Source organism: Pseudacidovorax sp. DMC4, from assembly GCF_056314265.1.
Genome location: NZ_JBQUYR010000004.1, coordinates 253131 through 270482 on the forward strand (window position 1 = coordinate 253131; position 17352 = coordinate 270482).

Sequence of the window (17352 nt, forward strand, 5' to 3'; positions counted from 1 at the left end):
GGGCTTTCAGGCAGTGGACGCGAGGCGCAGGCGCCGGGGAGAGAGCATGTCGGCCGTCAGGCCGAAGGCCGCCAGGTGGGCCGGAATGGGCAGGCCGCGCAGGAGGGCGGCACAGGCCTCGCCCATGGCGGCCGAGGTCTGGATGCCGTAGCCGCCCTGGGCTGCAAGCCAGAAGAAGTCCGGCGCCTCGGCGTCGAAGCCACCCACGAGGTCGCCATCGGGCACGAAGGAGCGCAGCCCGGCCCAGGTTCGGCTGGGCCGCCGGATGTGCAGCGTGGTCATGCGCTCGATGGCGTCGATGGCCAGGGCCACGTCCAGCTCTTCGGGCTGCACGTCGTGCGGAAGCACCGGATCGGCATTGGCGGGCGAGCCCAGCAGCACGCCCGCATCGGGCTTGATGTACCAGGTCTCCGATGCGGCGATGGTCATGGGCCAGTCGTGCACGGTCACGCCCTCGGGCGGTGCGAAGGTGAAGGCGGTCCGGCGCCGCGGCTGCAGGCCCAGGCCCGGCAGCCCGGCAAGCGCCGCCACCTCGTCGGCCCAGGCACCGGCCGCATTGACCAGCACGGGCGCGCTGCACCGGTGGCTGCCCGCCTGGACATGCCAGCCGTCGCCCGTGCGCTCGATGTGCCGCACCGGGGCATCGCAGAGCAGCTGCGCGCCCTGGCGCCGCGCGCCGCGCAGATAGCCCTGGTGGATGGCATGCACGTCCATGTCGGCGGCGTCGGGTTCGAGGACGGCGCCGATGACTTGCTCCGGCCGCAGCACGGGCACCAGCGCACAGGCCTCGCTGGCATCGAGCCTGCGTGCATGCGGGTTGGTGGCGCGCAGCACGTCCCACCATTCCTCCAGCGCGGCTTCGTCGCCATGGGTGCCCAGCACCATGGCGCCGCGCGGCGTGAGCAAGGGGTGCTCGGCGAAACCGGCGGGCGGCGCATCGAAGAAGGGACGGCTGGCCCGCGTGAGCGTGCGCACCTGATGAGTGCCGTAGCTCTCCATGAAAAGCGCAGCCGACCGCCCGGTCGCGTGGTAGCCGGGCTGCGACTCGGCCTCCAGCAACAGCACCCGGCCATGCGGCGCGAGCCAGTAGGCCACCGACGCGCCTGCAATGCCGGCCCCGACCACGATGAAGTCGGCCGTCGAGCAGGCGGCGGTGGAGGGTGAGGTGTCGGACGGCATCGCTGAAGTCTAGGAACAAATTTGCGTATACGCAAAAAGATTCTGGCGCCGTTCCCAAGAAATTGGTGCAGACCCTGATCTCTGATTTGCGCTTACGCAAATTGCGGGCCAAGGGTGAGCCGGCTTGCTGTCACAATCCGCGGCAACCCGCCTTGCCCATGAAAGAGCCGCGCCCTCGCACCCCGGCACCACGTCCTGCCGCCAACACCCTCGATCGCGAAACCTTCGGCCGCCGCCTGCGCGCCGCGCGCAAGCAGCTCGGCTGGACGCTGGCCCAGCTGGCCGAGCGCTCGGGGGTATCGATCCCCACCATCTCGCGTGCAGAGCGGGGGCAGCTCGCGCTGGGCTACGAGAATTTCGCCGCGCTGAGCGAAGCGCTGCAGATGGACATGGGCGAGATGTTCTCCAGCGCCCACACCAAGGCGGCGCAGTTCAGCGGACCTCTGGTCACGCGGGCCGGGGAGGGGGTGGCCTATCGGGGCGAGAGCTTCGTCTACGAATTCCTCAACTCCAGCGCCGTCGGCAAGAAGATGATCCCCGTGCTCGGCACCGTGTGCGCGCGCCGCTTCAACGGACCGGAGGACTTCGCGCGGCATCCGGGAGAGGAGTTCGTCTATGTGCTCAGCGGCTCGGTAGACGTGTACTTCGAGACCGGACAGACGGTGAGCCTGGTCAAGGGCGACTCGCTCTACTTCGACAGCCGCATCGGGCATGCCTATGTCAGCACCAGCCGCCAGCTGGCGCGCACGGTGGGTGCGATGACGGCGGAGAGCGATTCGATGCAGCGCGCACGCAGCCTGACCGTGCTGCCGGACGACGGCGGCGGCGCTACAGCAGCCCGGGAATGAAGCGCCGGGTGCGCTTCATGTACGCGCGGTAGGGCTCGCCGAAATAGGCCAGACATTCCTGCTCGTCGCGCAGCGCAGTGACGATCAGCAACGCGGTGGCCGCCAGGCCCAGGCCCACGGTCAGCGGCGTGAGGTGCTTCAGCGTCGCGCCCCAGGCCAGCATGATCAGCGCGGTGTACATGGGGTGCCGGATGTGGCGGAACAGGCCGGTGGTCACCAGGCGCGAGGTCTTCTCGAAGCCCAGCAGGTGCTCGTCTCGCCGTGCCTCGGTGGGCGCACCCTCGCGGCGCAGCTGCCGCCAGGCGGCCAGCGGCAGGACGATGGAGCCGAACAGCAGCACCCACGACAGCAGCTGCCGCGGCGAGAACGGGTCCACGGCCAACACCGCGCGGTTGAGCAGCGCCACGACCAGCGTGCATTCCCAGGCGAAAAACCGGTAGAAGCCGTGCGAGTGCGGATGCCGCAGCGCGCCGCGCGACACCCAGGCGATGGCGGCGCTGCCGAGGACGAAGACGGTGAGGTCGCGCATCGACTCGAATCTACACGCCGGCCGCGCGCGTTGGGCGGCCGGTGCTCGGCCGTTCAGGGTGCCGAGGAGCCCCGCACCACGAGCGTGCCCGGCAGCAGCAGTTCGCGCGCCGGGCCTTCCAGGCCCTGCATGCGCTCGATCAGGCAGGCGGCCGCGGCGCGGCCGAGTTCGTCGGTGGGCTGCGCCAGCGTGCTGAGGCCCGGGCCCACCAGCGAGGCCCACTCCGGCTCGTCGAAGCCGACGAAGCCCAATTCGGCGCCGAACTCCCATCCCAGTTGCCGAACGGCCTGCGCCACGCGCAACGTGACCACCGAATTGCCCGCCACCACGGCGGCGCGGCGCGGCGTGCGGGCCCGCTTGCGCAGGGCACGCAGCGCATCGCGCAGGGCTTCGTCGCCACCCTCGGCCATCTCGAACACCTCCCCATGCACCCGCGGCGAGGCCTGCGCATGCGCCTCGAGGCAGTCTCGGAAGGCGGCCGTGCGCTCGCGCCGGGTGCTCACGCCCTGCTGCGGCTCGGTCACGTACAGCAGTTCGCGCCAGCCGCTGCCGACCAGGTGGGCGCAGGCCTCGGCCATGGCGGCGCGGTTGTCGATGGAGACGAAGTCGGCCTCCAGCCCGTCGTGCCGGCGGTCCACCAGGACGGCCGGCTTGCCGTGGGCGGCGATGGCCTCGACCACGCCCGCGCCGCGGCCCAGGGTGTTGAGGATGAAGCCATCCACCTGGTAGCCGGCCAGGGCGTCGATGGCTTCGCGCTCGCGGCCCGCCTCGTTGCCGATGTTGAACAGCATCACCAGGTAGCCCGCGTCCTTGCAGGCCTTCTCGGCGCCGCGCAGCACGGCCACCGAGAAGGGGTTGGTGATGTCGGCCACGATCAGCCCGATGAGCCGCGAGCGGCCATGGCTGAGCGCCTGCGCCATCGGGCTGGGCACATAGCCCAGTTCGGCGATGGCGGCCTCGACGCGGGCCGCGATGTCGGGGCTGAGCAGGCGTTCGCGGTGGTTGAAGAAGCGCGACACCGTGGCCTTGGACACGCCCGCCACGCGCGCGACGTCCGAGATGGTGGGGCGGCCCGGCCGCACGGCCGGCGGCGGTGTGTTCATGAAGCCGCAGTGTCGTACACCGCGGCGGGGCGGCGACCCGCCAGCGCATCGAGCAGGTTGCTCACCGCGAGTTCGGCCATGCCATGGCGCGTCTCGTGGGTGGCCGAGCCGATGTGCGGCAGCGGTGTCACCTTGGGGTGGGTGCGCAGCGGCGAATCGAGCGGCAGCGGCTCGCGCGCGAACACGTCCAGGCCGGCGGCGCGCAGGTGGCCGCTGTCCAGCGCCGCCAGCAGGGCCGGCTCGTCCACGGTGGCGCCGCGGCCGCCATTGATGAAGATGGCGCCGGGCTTCATCTGTGCGAGCAGGGCGGCATCGACCATGCCGCGGGTCTGGGGCGTGAGCGGCAGCATGGCGACCACGAAGTCGGCGCGGTCCAGCAGCTGGGGCAGCGGCGTGTGATGCGCGCGGCCCTGCAGCTCGGGCGCCTGCGTGGCCAGGTCGATCGGGCGGCGGGCGTGATAGAGCACCGGCATGCCGAAGCCCAGCGCGGCACGGCGTGCGATGGCCTGCCCGATGCGGCCGAAGCCCAGCAGACCCAGCGTCTTGCCATGCACGTCGAAGCCGAAGAGGTCTTCGCCGATGTTCCTGTCCCAGCGGCCTTCGCGCACCAGCGTGGCGAGTTCGACCACGCGGCGGCTGGTGGCCATCAGCAGGGCGAACACGGTGTCGGCCACGGTCTCGTCCAGCACGCCGGGCGTGTGGGCCAGCACGATGTTGCGGGCGTGAAGGGCGGCCAGGTCGTAGTTGTCCACGCCCACCGACACGCTGGAGACCACCTCCAATTTCGGCGCGGCAGCGATCACGGCGGCGTCGATGGGAAAGCTGGAGCCGATCAGGCCTTGCGCCTCGGGCAGGGCGGCATCGAAGGCGGCACGGTCCTTCTTGGGGTCGGCGAAGCTGACGTCGTGCGCCGCCTGCAGGCGCGCCATCTGGTCGGGCGGCAGCGCGCGGAAGACCAGGACCTTCTTGCGTGCGTCGCTCACAGGCCGGCCTCCTGCAATTGGGCCCGCGTGGGCAGGCCTTCGGTGTCGCCCAGCACCTGCACCGCGCGGGCGCCGATCCAGGCGCCGCGGCGCACCGCCTCGGGCACGCTGCGGCCTTCGAGCAGGGCGCTGACCACGCCGGCCGCGAAGCCGTCGCCGGCGCCCACGGTGTCGATCACTTGGTCGACCGGAAAGCCCGGCACATACGCGCTGCCCGCCGTGGCACTGTCGTAGTAGGCACCGTCGGGGCCGAGCTTGACAACGACCAGCGAGGCGCCAGCCTCACGGTAGGAGCGCGCGATGCCCTCGGGCGTGGCCTCGCCGGTGAGCAGCCGGCCTTCCTCCAGGCCGGGCAGCACCCAGTCGGCCTTGGCGGCCAGCGCATTGATGCACGTGCGCATGCGCTCGGTGCTGCCCCACAGCGTGGGCCGCAGATTGGGGTCGAAGGAGATGCTGCGGCCGGCGGCGCGCATCAGGTCCAGCGTGCGGTGGGCGGTGGGCAGCGTGGTCTCGGAGACGGCGGCGAACACGCCGGTGGCATGCAGGTGCCGCGCGGCGCAGAGCCAGGCCTCGTCGATGTCCTCGGGCCGCATCTGGCTGGCGGCCGAGCCCTTGCGGTGGTATTCGATGGGCGGATCGCTGCCGTCGGTGACGCGGCCCTTGAACTGGAAGCCGGTGCGCTGCGTGGCGTCGCACACCACATGCGAGCAGTCGATGCCTTCGGCCTGCATAGTGGCCAGCAGCGCGCGGCCCATGGAGTCGGTGCCCAGCCGGCTGGCCCAGCCCACCTTCAGGCCCAGGCGCGCCAGGCCGATGGCCACGTTGGTCTCGGCGCCGGCGCTGCGCTTGTGGAAGAGCGTGGCCTGCTCGATGGGGCCGGGCTCGTCGGCCACCAGCAGCAGCATGGCCTCGCCGAAGGTGGCGACGTCGAAGGTGGGGGCGGTGGTCATGCGGGACGGTTCAGCGAAGGCTCGGGCTGGGGTGTTCAAGCGGCGGTGCGCAGCTGGCGCAGGGCAGCGATCTCGGCGCGGGTGACGGCCGTCAGGTCGTCGCCGATCAGCGGGTATTCGATGGCATGCGGCACATCGGCCGGCAGGGCGCGCAGCACGGCGCGCCAGGGTGCGGCCGATTCGGCCAGCGGCACCGCGACCCACTTGTCGGGCCGGCGCTGCACGCCCTTGGCATGCACGTAGCACACGCGGTGGGCCAGGGCGCGGGCGGCCTCCAGCGGGCATTCGCCCAGCCAGTGCCAGTTGCCCATGTCGAAGGTCATGCCCAGGTCCAGGCCGGCGGCCTGCTGGGCGTCGAAGAAGGCGAGCAGCGCGTCGAGTGTGCCGGCGGTGGGCGTCTGGTCGTTCTCGATCACCAGCTCCACCGGCGTGCGGGCCAGGGCCTCGCGCAGTGCGTCGAGGGAGTCGCGGCTGCGCGTGGCGTGGAAGCCGCCGATGGCCATCTTGAGGCGTGGCGCGTCCAGGGCCACCGCGCGGGCCAGACCGGTCTGGAGCGCGGTCGTGTCGAGCTGCCCGTCGGCGGTCCAGAGGCCTTCGGGGCTGGAGTAGACCGCGGCATGGCCCTTGAGCGCCGCCAGTTCCGACGCGGGATTGCGCAGCAGCTCGCCGCGCACCTCGACGCTGTCCACGCCGGCTTCGTAGGCCAGGCCCGTGGCCCAGGCCTGGCCATGGCGGCCCACCTCGGCCGCGCCGAAGGAGGAAAGAGAGATCAGGACGGAGAGCATCGTGTCAGTGACCGGACGTCAGGATCTGGCCCAGGAACTGCCGCGTTTTCTCGTGCTGCGGATTGCCGAAGAAGGCCTCTGGCGTACCCTGTTCGAGGATCTGGCCGCTGGCCATGAAGATCACGCGGTCGGCCACGCTGCGGGCAAAGCCCATCTCGTGGGTGACGCACAGCATGGTCATGCCGTCGTCGGCCAGGCCGATCATGGTGTCCAGCACTTCCTTGACCATCTCCGGATCGAGCGCCGAGGTCGGCTCGTCGAACAGCATGATCTTGGGCGCCATGCACAGCGCCCGGGCGATGGCCACGCGCTGCTGCTGGCCGCCGGAGAGCTGGCTGGGGTACTTGTTGGCCTGCTCGGGAATGCGCACCCGCGTCAGGTACTTCATGGCCACGGCCTCGGCCTCTTCGCGCGACATGCCGCGCGAGCGCATCGGTGCCAGTGTGCAGTTCTGCAGGATCGTGAGGTGCGGGAACAGGTTGAACTGCTGGAACACCATGCCCACTTCCGCGCGCACGGCATCCACGTTCTTGCCGCCGGCCGTCAGCTCGATGCCGTCGACCGTGATGCGGCCCTTCTGCACCGTCTCCAGCCGGTTGATGCAGCGGATCAGCGTGGACTTGCCCGAGCCCGAGGGCCCGCAGATGACGATGCGCTCGCCGGTGCGCACCGACAGGTCCACATCGGTGAGCACCTGGAACTCGCCATACCACTTGCTCACCCCTTCCATGCGGATGATGGGGTCGCCCAGTTCATGGGGCGCGGCCACGCTGCTGTTCATCGTTCGGCTGCCTTGTGCGTTCGGAAGAGGGAAAAACCAATCAGGAGTTGGGCAGGGCCGGGAAGTCGGTGCCCAGCCACTTCTGGTAGAGCTTGTTCAGCTCGCCGTTCTTCCTGTTGCGCTCGACGAACTCGTCCAGCGTCTTCTTCAGCTCGGGCTGGCCCGGGCGCATGGCGATGCCCATGACCTGCTGGCGCAGGTTGAACTTGTTCTCGAAGTTGCTGCCGGCGCGCTTGGCGATCTGCGCCGCCACGGTGGTGGAGCAGCCGATGGCATCGACCTGGCCCGACATCAGTGCCTGCATGGCCGAGGCGTCATCGTCGAAGCGGCGGATCTCGGTGCCCTCGGGCGCCACGGCCGTCAGCGACACGTCCTGCGTGCTGGCGCGGGCCACGCCCACGCGCTTGCCCTTGAGGTCGGCGGGCGACTTCATCTCGACCTTGCTGCTGCCGTACAGCACGATGGTGGCGGCGGCGTAGGGCACCGAGAAGTCCACCTGCTTGGCGCGCTCGGGCGTGACGGCCAGCGATGCGATCAGCAGGTCGACCTTGTTGGTCAGCAGGAAGGGAATGCGGTTGGGACCGGTGACGGGCACGATGTTGGCCTTCACGCCCAGGTCCTTGGCCAGCAGCTTGGCCACGTCGGCGTCGTAGCCGTCGGGCTGGTTCTTGGCGTCGGTGGTGCCGTAGGGTGGAAAGTCCACCAGCATGCCGATGGTGATCTCGCCCTTCTTCTTGATGTCGGCCACGGACTGGGCCGAGGCCAGGGGAGCGAAGGCGGTGGCGCAGGCGGCCAGGCCCAGTGCCAGGGCGGCGCGGCGGTGCAGGCTGAGGTTCATGGAGGTCTCCTTGGGTTGAGCGTGACGGGGGTGAAGAGAGGGGGCGCAGTCAGCGGGCGAGCGCCCGCGCGCGGCGGCGCTCCATGTGCGCGGCCAGCAGCGACAGCGGCCAGCAGATGACGAAGTACAGCGCGGCCACGGTGCTGAACACCTCCAGCGGCTGGAAGGTGGCGTTGTTGATGATCTGGCCGGCGCGGGTGATCTCGGTGAAGCCGATGATGGCCGCGAGCGACGTGCCCTTGATGATCTGCACCACGTAGCCCACCGTGGGAGGCAGCGCGATCTTGAAGGCCTGGGGCAGCACCACGTCGCGCAGCCGGGCGGTGTACGACAGGTTGAGTGCCATGGCCGCTTCCCACTGGCCGCGCGGAATGGCCTGGATGCAGCCGCGCCAGATCTCGCCCAGGAAGGCGGCACTGTTGAGGATGAGCGCCGCGCCCGCGGCGATCCACGGGTTGATGTCCAGCCCCAGCACCGGCGCGCCGAAGAAGATCAAAAACAACTGCAGCAGCAGCGGCGTGCCCTGGAAGACCTGGATGAACACGCCCGAGGCGAAGAGCGCCGCGCGGTTCTCGCTGGTGCGGGCCAGCGCGACGATGAGCCCCAGGATGGCGCCGCCCACGAAGGCGATGGCCGACAGGGCCAGCGTCCATTGGGCCGCTTCGAGGATGAAGAGGAATTCGGGAAAGCCGAAGGTACGCATGGTGGTCGTCTCCTGGTGCTGCCTTCAGCGGCGGTCGGGGTAGTGCAGCACGCGCTGGTAGATCAGCTTGAACAGCAGCGAGAAGAGCAGGGCCAGGCCCAGGTAGATGGCGGCCACGACGATGTAGATCTCGAAGCTGCGGAAGGTCTGCGACTGCAGCGTGGCGGCCACCGAGGTGAGGTCGTCGGCCGAGATCACCGACACCACGGCAGAGCTCAGCATCAGCAGGATGAACTGGCTGGTCAGCGCCGGATAGATGGCCTTGAGCGCGGGCTTGATGATGATGAAGCGGAAGATCTCCCAGCCCTTGAGGTTGAGGGCGCGGCCCGCCTCGATCTGCCCCTTGGGAATGGACTCGATGCCGGCGCGGATGATCTCGGTGGCGTAGGCGCCCAGGTTGACCACCATGGCCGTCAGCGCCGCCATGTACGGCGACCAGCGCACGCCGATGACCGGCAACGCGAAGAAAAAGAAGAACAGCTGCACCAGGAAGGGCGTGTTCCGGATCACCTCGATGTAGGCGTTGATCAGGAAGCGCAGCGGCGCCGGGCCGCTGGTCTTGCCCCAGGCGCACACCACGGCCACGGCAAGACCCAGCAGGGTGGCGGTGAGGGAGAGCTGCACCGTGATCCATGTGCCCTTGAGCAGCAGGGGCCAGGCGGCGAGCACGGCATCGAACTGGAACTGGTAATTCACGGGCGTGGGGCGCGTGGGTGCGCCGGTGTGTCTCCGATGACGGAAATTATGAAACCGGTTTCAGAGATTGTGTTCAGGGTTTGCCCTGAGGCAGCCCGAGTCCAAGTGACCATGCGCCGGCCGCCGTCTGCAGTTGAGCCGACTTCTCCGGTCCCGGCACGGCGGCTAGGATGGCCGCGTGATCTACCGACTCATCTATGCCAGCCGCGCCCGGGCCTTCCGCTCGGACGATGTGGCGGGCATCCTGCGGCAGTCGCGCGACAACAATGCCGCGGCCTCGATCACCGGTGCGCTGTGCCTGCTGGATGGCGTGTACATGCAGTACCTGGAAGGCCCGCAGGCCGCGGTGGAGCGCCTCTACAGCATCATCCTGGCCGACGACCGGCACCAGCAGGTCAAGTTGCTCGATCGCGGCCCGGCCCCGGCGCGGGTGTTCGCCGACTGGTCGATGGCCCTGCTGGATTGGGACGAGCGCATCCGCGCGGTGTTCCTGCTGCACGGCATGCCCCATCCGCTGGACCTCTACGCCACGCCTTCCGATCACGCGGCGGCGCTGTTTGGCGCACTCGCGCGCACGCCGGGCTGGGTGGCGCTGTAGGCAAACTTCCTTGCCGCGTCATCGCTAGATCATCGGCACGCCGCCAGTGACGGCAATCGTGGCGCCCGAGATGTAGCTGGCCTCGTCCGAGGCCAGCATCACGTAGGCCGCTTGCAGTTCCTTGGGCTGCGCGGGGCGCTTCATCGGCGTCTGTTGCCCGAATTTGGCCACCTGCTCGGGCGACATCGTCGAAGAAATGAGCGGCGTCCACACCGGGCCCGGCGCCACGCAGTTCACGCGGATGCCCTTCTCGGCCAGCAACTGGGCCAGCCCGCCGGTGAGGTTCTGGATCGCGCCCTTGGTCGCGGCATAGGCCACCAGCGTGGCATTGGGCTTGTCGGCATTGATCGACGCGGTGTTGATGATCGACGCGCCCGGCTTCATGTGCGGCACCGCGGCCTTGGCCAGGAAGAACATGGCGAAGACGTTGGTGCGGAAGGTGCGGTCGATCTCCTCTTCGGTCAACTCGTCGAGCGACTTGTGGCTCATCTGGAAGGCGGCGTTGTTGACCAGCACGTCCAACCGCCCGAACTGCTGCACGGCCGCATCCACCAGCGAGCGGCAATGCGCCTCGCTGCGGATGTCGCCGGCGATGGCCAGGCATTGACGGCCTTCTTTCTGCACCCACTCGCGGGTGACGCGGGCATCGCTTTCCTCTTCCTCCAGGAAGGAGATCAGCACGTCCGCGCCTTCGCGCGCGAAGGCCAGGGCGACGGCACGGCCGATGCCGCTGTCGCCGCCGGTGATCAGCGCCACCTTGCCCTGCAGCTTGGCGCTGCCGCGGTAGCTGTCGGCGCCGAAGTCGGGCTGCGGCGTCATGCGCGACTCGAGGCCGGGCGGCTGCTGGGGCGGCGTGGAGGCCTGGGGCGTGGGTTCAGTCATTGGAAGGCTCCTGGCGGGGCGGTGGGGAAGGGGAAGGAGAAGGCGGCGCGCCCTCGAAGAGCACGCGCCAGGTGTCCGGCGCCTCGACCTTCCACGTCTCGCGCAGCTGCTGCAGCAGCACCTTGTGCCGTTCCTCGCCCTGCGAGGCCGAGCAGTCCGCAGGCACGATCGGGTTCAGCTCGCGCATGCGCGCGTCCGACACGGACATGAGCACGCACTGGTCGCTGGAGACACCGGCGAGCACCAGCCGTTGAACCTTCAGGTGCTGCAGCAGGAACAGCATGGGGGTGCCATGGAAGATCGAATGCTTGGGCTTGAGCACGAAGTAGTCGTGCACGTGCGGGCGCATCAGTCGCGTGATCTCCGCGCCCGACCCGTCCTGGGCCAGGGCCGCATCGATCAGCGAGCGGAAGTCCGACCGCCAGCGCCCGCGGTTGTCGTTGGCATAGATGACGGGCACACCGCGGTCGCGGCAGGCCTGGGCCAGCGCCGCGATCTCGGTGGCCACGCGCTGGGCATGCGGCAACAGGTGCTCGGCGTCCGGAAAGTCCCAGCCACTGATCATGTCGATGATGACCAGCGCCAGGCCGCCCGGCGCCGGCGCATCCGCGTCGCGGCCCTTGCTCACTTCTTCTTGGCCGCCGGTGGCGGGGTGACGCCGGCGCCCAACTCGGCACCGGTGGTGGGATCGATGTCGGTGCGCGACTGCGTGCGCGTGGCCATGGCACGCACCAGCTCCGCATCGCCCTCGGGCAGTTCGACCGAGGCCCAGCCGGTGCGGCCGTCGACCGGTCCCGAGTCCTGCGTCATCGGCACGAAGTCCCAGTCCGGCCCTTCGTTCCACGGACCCCTGACATCGGCCTCGCCCTTGGACATGCGGAAGTACACGCTGGTGAAGCGCGGGTCGCCCGGCAGCTTGCCCGGCGGGAAGTTGGGCTCGATGCTGTAGAGCGCCTTCTCGAAGGACTTCTGGTGCGCCACCTCGCGCGTCATCAGGAAGGTGAGGGCGTCCTTCACGCCGGGGTCGTCGGTGAGGTTGATGAGCCGCTCGTAGACGATCTTGGCGCGGGCCTCGGCCGCGATGTTGGAGCGCAGATCGGCCGTGGGCTCGCCGATGGTGTCGACATAGGCCGCCGTCCAGGGCACGCCCGCGGAGTTGACCAGCGGCGCGCCGCCACCATAGAGCACCTGCGTGAGATGGCTGTCATTGCCGGCGCCGGTGATCGAGCGATACATCTCGCCCTGCTCGTCGATGCCCTCGGCCAGTCGGCCCTTGGCGCCCTTGTTGAGCATGCACACGATGTTGCCGATCACCTCCAGGTGGCTCAGCTCTTCGGTGGCGATGTCGAACAGCATGTCCTTGCGTCCGGGATCGTCTTCGGCCACGGCCTGGGTGAAGTAGCGGCAGGCCGCAGCCAGCTCGCCCTGTGGGCCGCCAAACTGCTCCAGCATGAGGTTGGCGAGGCCGGGGTTGGGCATGCTGACGTGCACGGTGTATTGCAGACGTTTGTTGTGCGAGAACATGAAGAGGACTCCTGTGGGGGGATGGGTTTGAAAGGGGCCCGCTGATGCAGGGGCTCCAGCGCACAGCGTTCGCGTGCTGCCTCCAGGACCGTGTAGGTGGAGGCTCAGCTCGGGGTGGGAGCGCACAGCCGGGCCTGGAAGGCGTACGCGTCGGGGCGGGCTTGCGGGGCATCTCGCGAGTTCGGCGCGGGGGCAGCCCGAACTCTTCCTACATCGCCAGGGCCCCTGGCGCCCAGAGTGGTGGCATCAACATCCCGCAAGGACGCGCTCTTATGAACCCCGAATCTGGCAAGGCTCCTGGCGTGGACTTGTCACGCGAATCAGCGGCCGGCGAGGAGGACCCGGGTGCCTCCCTCGACGGCTTCGCTGCGGACGGCAGTGCGACGCACGCACCTTCTTCGCCTGCACCCATGAACCTGTCCATGACCTATGCCGCCGAGCACCTGATGGACTGGTTGCGAGATGCCCATGCCATGGAGGAGCAGGCAGAGCTGCTGCTCCAGACGGCGTGCGACCGCCTGGGCAGTCACCCCGTGCTCAAGGCCAGGTTGCAGGCCCATCATCAGCAGACCCGGGAGCAGGCGCGAATGCTGAGCGAGTGCATCCACCGTCGCGGCGGCAGCACTTCCGGGGGCAAGGAGGTGGCAGGCAGGATGAGTGCAATGGTGCAGAGCCTGAGTGCCCGGCCGGCCAGCGACGAGGTGATCAACGTGGCGATGACCTGCTATGCCTTCGAGCACTACGAGGTGGCCACGTACCGTGTGATGGTGGCCGTGGCCGAGATGGCGCAGGACCCCCAGACCCGTCACGTGTGCGAGGAAATTCTGCGCCAGGAGGAAGCGACTTCCGGATGGCTGGCCGAGCACCTCGGGCGTACTCACGCAGGAGTTCCTTGCGCTGTCGAAGAATGCCGGCGGCGACGACAAGCGGTGAATCCGGCAGTCGTGGCGTGGGCCAGGTCCACAGCCGAAGCGCGCGTTCACGGGAGCGCACCGTGTGAGGAGCAGCTCAGCGCGCGGGTGGCGCCTGGCGACCCTTGCGTGTCTTGCCAGGCCACGGCGGTGGTTCGGTGTTGGGATTGGGCCGCATGGATTCGCGCACGCCCCAGGGTGCTGAGCCGTCTTGTTCCGCGGCCTCGGCGTCCTGACGCTTGTCCATCATGCGCTCATGCGGTCCCGGCTTGACGGTGTCTCCATCCGGATAGCCTTTGGCGGGGCCCAGATTGCCCGCGGCGCCGTCGGTGGTCGGTCGGGTGCCCTCGCCGTTGTCGGTGATGCGTGTGGTACTCATGGTCGCAGGCTCCTGGTGTGAATGCGCGCAGGACTCAGCGAAGGCGAAGCGCTGCGCATGTGCAGCGCCTGACCGTTCGGAGATCCGGCGCCCTGAGGAAGCTTCAGGTTGGCCCGCAGCCTCCTCCGGGCGTGTAGGCGCGGGAGGAGCCTGCCGTGCGCCTGGACACCACAACCCTGGAGCGCACACCGCTTTGCGGCGATTCCTACCGCCTGGGTCGACCGGGTGGCACAACCTGCATGGCTCTCCGCTTCGCTCGTCATCCCGTCTTCACGCCGGGCAGACGCTGGAGCGGGCCCGCACCGTTCAAGGACAACGCCATGAATCCCAACGAAGACCGCCGCCGTGCTCCGCCCCAGGGTGTGGGTGAGGATCCCGTCCGCACGCTGGACGGCCATAAGCGCCCCGACGAACAGACGCCGCCAGAGCAGATCCCCATGCCGGTTGCGCCGGTCGTTGGCGACGCACGGCACCCGCCCACCACGCAGCTGGACCAGGACACATCGCCCGCTGGCGACCGCGGCGACGGGGCACATCGCCATGCCGAGGATCTGCGTCAGGTCAGCGGGGTACCGGACGCCTGAGCGTCACACCTCTTCCGTTCGGGCTGAGCTTGTCGAAGTCGCGGCGGTGAGCATCCCAAAAGGCCTTCCCGTCACGCGGGCTTCATCGCGTCTGGGCCGGCTTCGGCGCCTGATTCGTCTCGGTGGTGCGATTGCGCGATTCGGCCGCACGCTGGCCGCCGAGTCCACCCGGCTGTCCCACCCCGATCTCACGGCCATGGCCGCTGCTCGCCTCGGGTTGATCCGGGTTGGTCCGCCGGCCTTCAGTCCCGCTCGTCGGCGCTGCGCTTTGCGGGGGGCGACTGGCCGGCGGAGGCACGGCGCGGCCCGTCGAACCCGGCGTGGCGCTGCCCTGGGGATTGCCGCGCGGGTTGCCGGAGCTCTGCGCCGCCGCTGGCAGGCCGGCCGCCAGCGCCCCCATCGCAACTGCCGCTGCGGCCCAGCGTTCAATGCACGCCATGACCACCGCCCTGGCGCTGCTGTTTCTGGTTGCCACTGCCTGCATGGTCCTCGCGGTCATGGCGGCTCTCGGGCGTACGCCGGCCTTCGTTGCGCGGCGTGGGGCGCTGCTTGCCAGTGGCGTTGTGCTCGGTGTGGCCGGGACGTCCGTTCTGTGAATTCGACATGGAAATGCTCCTTGGGTCGTGGGCCCGCCGTCCGGGGCTCGGGCGCCGCCGACCTCGGCGGCTGGGGGCGGGTCCGTTCAGCTTATGGAGCTGCCAACGGCCCCATGTCGGACAAGGACGGGCCCATCGTCAGCGGGCCGGGGCGAGCTTCGCCTTGCGGCTGCAAGGCTTGCGGCAACACTTGCTGCAAGCGATGAGGCCCGGTCGGCTGCGGGCCCAGCCAGCCGGCCTACATGTCGCCAACACGCAGCTTCTTCTTTCATCCTCAAGCGGATGGCGCGGCATGGGAGTTGCCAGTACACCGTCATGCAGAGCACCCTTCATGCGGCCTCCGCGCCCACTTCCGCCTTTTCGCTGTCTTCCCGCCTCCCGCGCGCCTTGCAGCCGATTCGTGTCGGCGTGGTCGACGACCACCCGGTCGTGCGCACCGGCCTCAAGGCGCTGTTCGGCGCCGAGGACGACCTGCAGATGGTGTGGGAATGTGACCGGGCCCGCGGGCTGGCCCGCGAGCTGATCGCGCAGCAGCTCGATGTGCTGGTGCTCGACCTGGTGATCCCGGGTTCGAACGTGCTCGACGAGGTCGTCCGCTTGCGCATGCAGGCGCCCGATGTGGGCCTGGTGGTGTATACCGGGTTTGCGGCGGAGCAGTACGCCTGCACGCTGGTGCGCGAGGGCGTGCGGGCCCTGGTCGACAAGGAAAGCGATCCGCACGAACTGCTGCGGGCCGTGCGTGCCGTCGCGCGCGGCGAGCGCCACATGTCGCCCACCATGGCCAACCTGCTGCTGGAGCACTGTGTGCCCGCCGAGGGCCGCCACGAGGAGCCGCTCACCCGCCGCGAGCTGCAGGTGCTGCTCAAGCTGGCTCAGGGCTGCGACCTGCAGCAGGCTGCTTCGTCGCTGTGCCTGTCGGTCAAGACGGTGGGCGGCTACCGGACCCGCGTCCTGGAGAAGCTGGGCCTGCGCTCCAACGGCGAGATGACGCTCTATGCCATCCGCCACCAGCTGATGGAGTGAGAACGGCGCCGCTCGGCCGTGCTTCACCGGGCCGTGCGCGCCGCTGGCGAGTCAGATGGGCGGATCGTTGCGTCCCGAGGCCAGGGCGGCCAGCCGGGCCCGGAAGGCCGCGAACAGCTCGTTGAGCTTGCGCACCTGCCGCGCGATCACGCCTCGGGCCTCTTCCTGCAGCACCGGGTCGTCGGTGGCCCCGAGCAGTTCGGTGGCGGCGGCCATGGCGCTCAGCGGTGAACGCGCGTCGTGGTCGAACTCGCGCAGCAGCGCCTGCTGCGGCGACTCCGGCGGCGCAGGTGGGGTGGACGGCGGGGAGCGAGTGGTCATGTCAGTCTTCCATGGCGCTGTGCGCCACCCGCCTCGCATGAAATTGGCGCGGCGACACAAATTGGATGGCCGCGGAGCGGGCCAAGCCAGGGCATCCGAGGAACTGGCTTCGCCAGGCCCCTGGGTGCGCCCCCCTCCAAGCCGAAGGCGCCAGTGAGGGGCTGAGGGCCGCGGCTCCGAGCCTGCCTGCGCCGGCTTGGACGTGCCCGAAGAGCAGCCGCCTCCGGCGGCCGCCCGGAGCATTGGAGCGGCATGGCGGGTGTCCTCACCTGAGCAGCCGACGCTTGGTCGCGTAGTAGGTCAACTCGCTGTTCGAATGGAGGTCCATCTTGGCCATGATGCGGGCCTTGTGGGTGCTGATCGTCTTGGCCGACACGCACAGGGCGTCGGCGATGTGGGCCGGGCTCTCGCCCTGCGCGAGCTTCAGGAAGATCTGGAACTCGCGCGGCGTGAGCGCGTGGTGGGGCGCCGCCTCGCTGGTCTGGATGCTGGAGCGCTGGGCCAGCACGCCCGCCATGTCCGAGGTGATGTAGCGCCGGCCGGCGTATAGCGCGCGGATGGCGGCCAGCACCTCGGAGGGGTCGCAGTCCTTGCCCAGGTAGGCCCGGGCGCCGTCGCGCAGCAGCGCGGGGCCGTAGTGCTCGGCCGGGTAGCCGGTGTAGACCATCACGGCCACCCCCGAGGCGCGTTCGCGCAGGGTGGTCATGAGGTCCAGCGCACTGTAGCCCGGCATCATCAGGTCCATGATCAGCACGTGGGGGCGCACGTCCAGCGCCAGCGCGCGCGTCTCGCGGCCATCGCTCGCCTCGCCCACCACGCTCATGTCGTCGCAGGACGAGAGCAGGGCCCGCAACCCCGAGCGCACCACCGGATGGTCGTCGGCAATGCCGACCCGGATCACGTGGGTGCTCCCGCGCGGCGCGGCCACCGCGCAGGTGCGCAGGGGGTGCCGGGCGAAAAGGCAGAGGGTGGAAGGGGTGTGCCGAAATCGGTGGTTCTGGAAAGTCTCACCCCCAAGACAGCGCAACGGATGTGCCACGCTCGAACGGCGCTTATTTAATAAATAAGTGTTAATTTCTGAGGGATTCTTGGGGTGAATCGGCAGTCCTTGCCGCAATTTCTGCATCCGTCCGACAGCG

Annotated in this window: 21 protein-coding genes and 1 pseudogene; 5 read left to right on the top strand and 17 right to left on the bottom strand. The window is 69.4% G+C overall.

Translation table 11 applies throughout. The features are described from left to right. Positions 1-6: 6 nt before the first annotated feature. Positions 7-1179 carry an NAD(P)/FAD-dependent oxidoreductase gene (locus ACT54X_RS09880; RefSeq protein ID WP_294367329.1) on the bottom strand — a complete coding sequence of 391 codons (1173 nt, stop codon included), beginning with the start codon at positions 1177-1179 and terminating at the stop codon, positions 7-9. A 158-nt stretch (positions 1180-1337) separates the two neighbouring features. Between ACT54X_RS09880 and ACT54X_RS09885 the strand changes: the two genes are divergently transcribed. Next, entirely contained in the window at positions 1338-2027 is a 690-nt protein-coding gene (locus ACT54X_RS09885; RefSeq protein ID WP_294367331.1) for a helix-turn-helix domain-containing protein, read from the top strand. Here ACT54X_RS09885 and ACT54X_RS09890 read toward each other — a convergent pair. From ACT54X_RS09890 to ACT54X_RS09930, 9 genes are read right to left on the bottom strand one after another with little or no spacing between them, the layout of a single operon-like run. Further along, positions 2008-2556 carry a methyltransferase family protein gene (locus ACT54X_RS09890; RefSeq protein ID WP_294367333.1) on the bottom strand — a complete coding sequence of 183 codons (549 nt, stop codon included), beginning with the start codon at positions 2554-2556 and terminating at the stop codon, positions 2008-2010. The genes ACT54X_RS09885 and ACT54X_RS09890 overlap by 20 nt on opposite strands. 53 nt (positions 2557-2609) lie before the next feature. Next, positions 2610-3659, bottom strand: coding sequence for a LacI family DNA-binding transcriptional regulator (locus tag ACT54X_RS09895; RefSeq protein ID WP_294367334.1), 1050 nt, complete (start codon positions 3657-3659; stop codon positions 2610-2612). After that, positions 3656-4642: a 2-hydroxyacid dehydrogenase gene (locus ACT54X_RS09900; RefSeq protein WP_294367337.1), complete on the bottom strand. Its 987-nt coding sequence runs from the start codon at positions 4640-4642 to the stop codon at positions 3656-3658. The genes ACT54X_RS09895 and ACT54X_RS09900 overlap by 4 nt, the downstream gene beginning before the upstream one ends. Next, entirely contained in the window at positions 4639-5592 is a 954-nt protein-coding gene (locus ACT54X_RS09905) for a sugar kinase (protein WP_294367339.1), read from the bottom strand. Before ACT54X_RS09905 ends, ACT54X_RS09900 begins: the two co-directional genes overlap by 4 nt. Positions 5593-5627: 35 nt before the next feature. Further along, positions 5628-6377, bottom strand: coding sequence for a sugar phosphate isomerase/epimerase family protein (locus ACT54X_RS09910; protein WP_294367342.1), 750 nt, complete (start codon positions 6375-6377; stop codon positions 5628-5630). Between the two features lie 4 nt (positions 6378-6381). After that, positions 6382-7158: an amino acid ABC transporter ATP-binding protein gene (locus ACT54X_RS09915; RefSeq protein ID WP_294367343.1), complete on the bottom strand. Its 777-nt coding sequence runs from the start codon at positions 7156-7158 to the stop codon at positions 6382-6384. A 40-nt stretch (positions 7159-7198) separates the two neighbouring features. Continuing rightward, positions 7199-7996: a transporter substrate-binding domain-containing protein gene (locus ACT54X_RS09920; RefSeq protein ID WP_294367346.1), complete on the bottom strand. Its 798-nt coding sequence runs from the start codon at positions 7994-7996 to the stop codon at positions 7199-7201. Positions 7997-8045: 49 nt separating this feature from the next. Then, entirely contained in the window at positions 8046-8699 is a 654-nt protein-coding gene (locus ACT54X_RS09925; protein WP_294367348.1) for an amino acid ABC transporter permease, read from the bottom strand. Between the two features lie 24 nt (positions 8700-8723). Beyond that, positions 8724-9395 carry an amino acid ABC transporter permease gene (locus ACT54X_RS09930; RefSeq protein WP_017761095.1) on the bottom strand — a complete coding sequence of 224 codons (672 nt, stop codon included), beginning with the start codon at positions 9393-9395 and terminating at the stop codon, positions 8724-8726. A 178-nt stretch (positions 9396-9573) separates the two neighbouring features. On the opposite strand from ACT54X_RS09930, the gene ACT54X_RS09935 reads away from it, so the two are divergent. Beyond that, positions 9574-9993, top strand: coding sequence for a BLUF domain-containing protein (locus ACT54X_RS09935; RefSeq protein WP_294367351.1), 420 nt, complete (start codon positions 9574-9576; stop codon positions 9991-9993). 24 nt (positions 9994-10017) lie between these two features. Here ACT54X_RS09935 and ACT54X_RS09940 read toward each other — a convergent pair whose 3' ends face one another. The 3 genes from ACT54X_RS09940 to ACT54X_RS09950 are packed head-to-tail and all read right to left on the bottom strand — an operon-like array spanning position 10018 to position 12399. After that, a complete protein-coding gene (locus tag ACT54X_RS09940) occupies positions 10018-10875 on the bottom strand; it encodes an SDR family oxidoreductase (RefSeq protein ID WP_294367353.1) in 858 nt (285 codons plus the stop codon). Continuing rightward, entirely contained in the window at positions 10868-11503 is a 636-nt protein-coding gene (locus tag ACT54X_RS09945) for a cysteine hydrolase family protein (RefSeq protein WP_476346307.1), read from the bottom strand. Before ACT54X_RS09945 ends, ACT54X_RS09940 begins: the two co-directional genes overlap by 8 nt. Then, positions 11500-12399: a manganese catalase family protein gene (locus ACT54X_RS09950; RefSeq protein ID WP_294367358.1), complete on the bottom strand. Its 900-nt coding sequence runs from the start codon at positions 12397-12399 to the stop codon at positions 11500-11502. Before ACT54X_RS09950 ends, ACT54X_RS09945 begins: the two co-directional genes overlap by 4 nt. A gap of 446 nt (positions 12400-12845) precedes the next feature. On the opposite strand from ACT54X_RS09950, the pseudogene ACT54X_RS09955 reads away from it, so the two are divergent. After that, positions 12846-13265 (top strand): annotated as a pseudogene (locus tag ACT54X_RS09955) (ferritin-like domain-containing protein); the annotation flags it as partial. A 142-nt stretch (positions 13266-13407) separates the two neighbouring features. On the opposite strand, the gene ACT54X_RS09960 reads toward ACT54X_RS09955, so the two are convergent. Beyond that, positions 13408-13689 carry a hypothetical protein gene (locus ACT54X_RS09960; protein WP_294367360.1) on the bottom strand — a complete coding sequence of 94 codons (282 nt, stop codon included), beginning with the start codon at positions 13687-13689 and terminating at the stop codon, positions 13408-13410. A gap of 320 nt (positions 13690-14009) precedes the next feature. Here ACT54X_RS09960 and ACT54X_RS09965 point away from each other — a divergent pair, with 320 nt between their 5' ends. After that, positions 14010-14273, top strand: a complete 264-nt coding sequence (locus ACT54X_RS09965; RefSeq protein ID WP_294367362.1) for a hypothetical protein — start codon at positions 14010-14012, stop codon at positions 14271-14273. A 425-nt stretch (positions 14274-14698) separates the two neighbouring features. On the opposite strand, the gene ACT54X_RS09970 is transcribed toward ACT54X_RS09965, so the two are convergent. Beyond that, positions 14699-14878, bottom strand: a complete 180-nt coding sequence (locus tag ACT54X_RS09970) for a hypothetical protein (protein ID WP_294367364.1) — start codon at positions 14876-14878, stop codon at positions 14699-14701. Between the two features lie 378 nt (positions 14879-15256). Between ACT54X_RS09970 and ACT54X_RS09975 the strand changes: the two genes are divergently transcribed. Then, positions 15257-15892 (top strand): response regulator, encoded by a 636-nt coding sequence (locus tag ACT54X_RS09975; RefSeq protein WP_294367366.1) that lies wholly within the window; start codon positions 15257-15259, stop codon positions 15890-15892. Positions 15893-15943: 51 nt separating this feature from the next. Here ACT54X_RS09975 and ACT54X_RS09980 read toward each other — a convergent pair whose 3' ends face one another. Together ACT54X_RS09980 and ACT54X_RS09985 are read right to left on the bottom strand one after the other, a co-directional pair. Continuing rightward, the gene (locus ACT54X_RS09980) at positions 15944-16213 is read right to left on the bottom strand and encodes a hypothetical protein (protein ID WP_294367367.1); all 270 of its coding nucleotides are present in this window, start codon (positions 16211-16213) and stop codon (positions 15944-15946) included. A 265-nt stretch (positions 16214-16478) separates the two neighbouring features. Then, positions 16479-17114 carry a response regulator gene (locus ACT54X_RS09985; RefSeq protein WP_476346311.1) on the bottom strand — a complete coding sequence of 212 codons (636 nt, stop codon included), beginning with the start codon at positions 17112-17114 and terminating at the stop codon, positions 16479-16481. Positions 17115-17352 lie beyond the last annotated feature (238 nt).

Coding starts and splice junctions, on each gene's coding strand:
- ACT54X_RS09910 (WP_294367342.1), bottom strand. CDS start 6,377: ATGCTCTCCGTCCTGATCTCTCTTTCCTCCTTCGGCGCGGCCGAGGTG.
- ACT54X_RS09880 (WP_294367329.1), bottom strand. CDS start 1,179: ATGCCGTCCGACACCTCACCCTCCACCGCCGCCTGCTCGACGGCCGAC.
- ACT54X_RS09905 (WP_294367339.1), bottom strand. CDS start 5,592: ATGACCACCGCCCCCACCTTCGACGTCGCCACCTTCGGCGAGGCCATG.
- ACT54X_RS09965 (WP_294367362.1), top strand. CDS start 14,010: ATGAATCCCAACGAAGACCGCCGCCGTGCTCCGCCCCAGGGTGTGGGT.
- ACT54X_RS09885 (WP_294367331.1), top strand. CDS start 1,338: ATGAAAGAGCCGCGCCCTCGCACCCCGGCACCACGTCCTGCCGCCAAC.
- ACT54X_RS09960 (WP_294367360.1), bottom strand. CDS start 13,689: ATGAGTACCACACGCATCACCGACAACGGCGAGGGCACCCGACCGACC.
- ACT54X_RS09940 (WP_294367353.1), bottom strand. CDS start 10,875: ATGACTGAACCCACGCCCCAGGCCTCCACGCCGCCCCAGCAGCCGCCC.
- ACT54X_RS09920 (WP_294367346.1), bottom strand. CDS start 7,996: ATGAACCTCAGCCTGCACCGCCGCGCCGCCCTGGCACTGGGCCTGGCC.
- ACT54X_RS09980 (WP_294367367.1), bottom strand. CDS start 16,213: ATGACCACTCGCTCCCCGCCGTCCACCCCACCTGCGCCGCCGGAGTCG.
- ACT54X_RS09890 (WP_294367333.1), bottom strand. CDS start 2,556: ATGCGCGACCTCACCGTCTTCGTCCTCGGCAGCGCCGCCATCGCCTGG.
- ACT54X_RS09895 (WP_294367334.1), bottom strand. CDS start 3,659: ATGAACACACCGCCGCCGGCCGTGCGGCCGGGCCGCCCCACCATCTCG.
- ACT54X_RS09950 (WP_294367358.1), bottom strand. CDS start 12,399: ATGTTCTCGCACAACAAACGTCTGCAATACACCGTGCACGTCAGCATG.
- ACT54X_RS09925 (WP_294367348.1), bottom strand. CDS start 8,699: ATGCGTACCTTCGGCTTTCCCGAATTCCTCTTCATCCTCGAAGCGGCC.
- ACT54X_RS09970 (WP_294367364.1), bottom strand. CDS start 14,878: ATGTCGAATTCACAGAACGGACGTCCCGGCCACACCGAGCACAACGCC.
- ACT54X_RS09915 (WP_294367343.1), bottom strand. CDS start 7,158: ATGAACAGCAGCGTGGCCGCGCCCCATGAACTGGGCGACCCCATCATC.